Here is a 1,551-nt window from a genome sequence, read left to right on the forward strand (position 1 = left end):
GGCGCCAGGCAGCTTGCGCCACAGCACCGGCGAGAGGGTGAAGCCGACCAGATAGTCGAGCGCCCGGCGCGCGCGGTAGGCGTCGATCAGATCCTCGTCCAGCGCGCGCGGCTTGGCCATCGCGTCCAGCACCGCCGCCTTGGTGATCGCGTTGAACGTCACCCGGTCCACGACGGCCGGCAGCGCCTTCTTGGCGCGCAATACTTCCTGCACATGCCAGCTGATCGCTTCCCCTTCGCGATCAGGGTCAGTCGCGAGGATCAAGCGCGTCGCCTTCTTGGCAGCATCGCTGATGCCTTGAGCTGCTTGCCCTTGTCGCCATATTTTCCCACGACATGGCAAAGCCGTCGTCCGGGTCGACCGATCCGTCCTTGGGCGGCAGGTCGCGAATATGGCCATAGCTGGCGAGCACATGGAAATCCCCCGCCCAGATATTTTTTCGATAGTCTTCGCCTTGGCCGGCGATTCAACGATGACAAGCTGCATTTACGGCCCCCGAACTTTGATGCCTCACACGTACGCGCGAGTCTGGAAGGCGATGACGGCGGGGCGTCAAGCGGTGCGTGTGATTAGGGGGAGATGACGGGGGGATGGCCAGCCCCCTACCGCCTTATAGGCACGGCTCAGGGCATGAATGAAGCATAACGCGACATCCCTCTCGCGAACACGCAAGGCACCACAATCTTCAAGCTCATTTTTTAGCGTGAATGACGAGCGCGATCACGCAGGTCCGCAAAATAGCTTTCATCGACGGATTGAGTCTGGGTACTGGTAGCACCATCGAGCATCAGGCGGCGCAGATTCTGCCGATCCTGATCCTTGCGGATCAGTTCCCGGACATATTCACTGCTGGTACCAAAGCCCTTGCCGGAAACCTGCTGATCGACAAATGCTTTGAGGGTTTCAGGCAGGAAGATGTTCATCGTGCTCATGGCATCCGCTTTAGCGAATCTGGCAAAATTCGGCAAGAATGGCAGCCATGAAGCAAGTGGATTTTCCCTCCGAGATTCAGCTTTTACGGGCATGGCGATGTAAACTTAATCGACTCAGAAATCGTCTTCGGACATATAGGCTGCAATGGCATGAAAACCGAAAACGAATAGCATTGCAGCGATGCCGCATATCCAACTCAGGGTAGGATTACTCCTCGAAAGATAGAGGAAGCCAAATCCGAGCGGCAACACTGGCACAAACATCGCCAACGCGACCAAATGTCCTTCGCGACAGATCGGCTTGTAGTTCAAACCAGATTTACGGAATCACGGACCCTTCTTCACCGCAAAACTCACCCGTCCGCCCGCCAACCGATCCAGCCGCTCGGCCAGTTCCAGTTCCAGCAGCACCGTCTGCACCACCGCCGGACTAAAGCCGTCAGCCGGATCAGACGTCGGACCGCGCGGGGCGGCATGGCTGAGCAGGGCGATCACCGCGTCGCGTTCGCTCGCCGCGACGTCGCTCGAAACGGGTTCGCCCGCAAAGTCGAAGCTGCCCTGCCGCACCATGCGCGGGTCGATCTGGCCGACCGCTTCCAGCACATCAGCCGCATTCTGG

2 protein-coding genes and 1 pseudogene are annotated in these 1,551 nt (G+C 58.9%); all 3 read right to left on the bottom strand.

Annotation, left to right across the window (positions count from 1 at the left end; translation table 11 throughout):
- The coding region (locus BF95_RS25380; protein WP_043155669.1) for a toprim domain-containing protein at positions 1–486 on the bottom strand (486 nt) is incomplete at its 3' end.
- A gap of 212 nt (positions 487–698) precedes the next feature.
- The gene (locus tag BF95_RS25385; protein ID WP_043149961.1) at positions 699–968 is read right to left on the bottom strand and encodes a ribbon-helix-helix domain-containing protein; all 270 of its coding nucleotides are present in this window, start codon (positions 966–968) and stop codon (positions 699–701) included.
- Positions 969–1,259: 291 nt separating this feature from the next.
- A pseudogene (locus tag BF95_RS25395) lies at positions 1,260–1,551 on the bottom strand (DNA-processing protein DprA); the annotation flags it as partial.

The sequence above is a fragment of the Sphingobium sp. Ant17 genome, assembly GCF_000588875.1.
Lineage (GTDB): Bacteria > Pseudomonadota > Alphaproteobacteria > Sphingomonadales > Sphingomonadaceae > Sphingobium.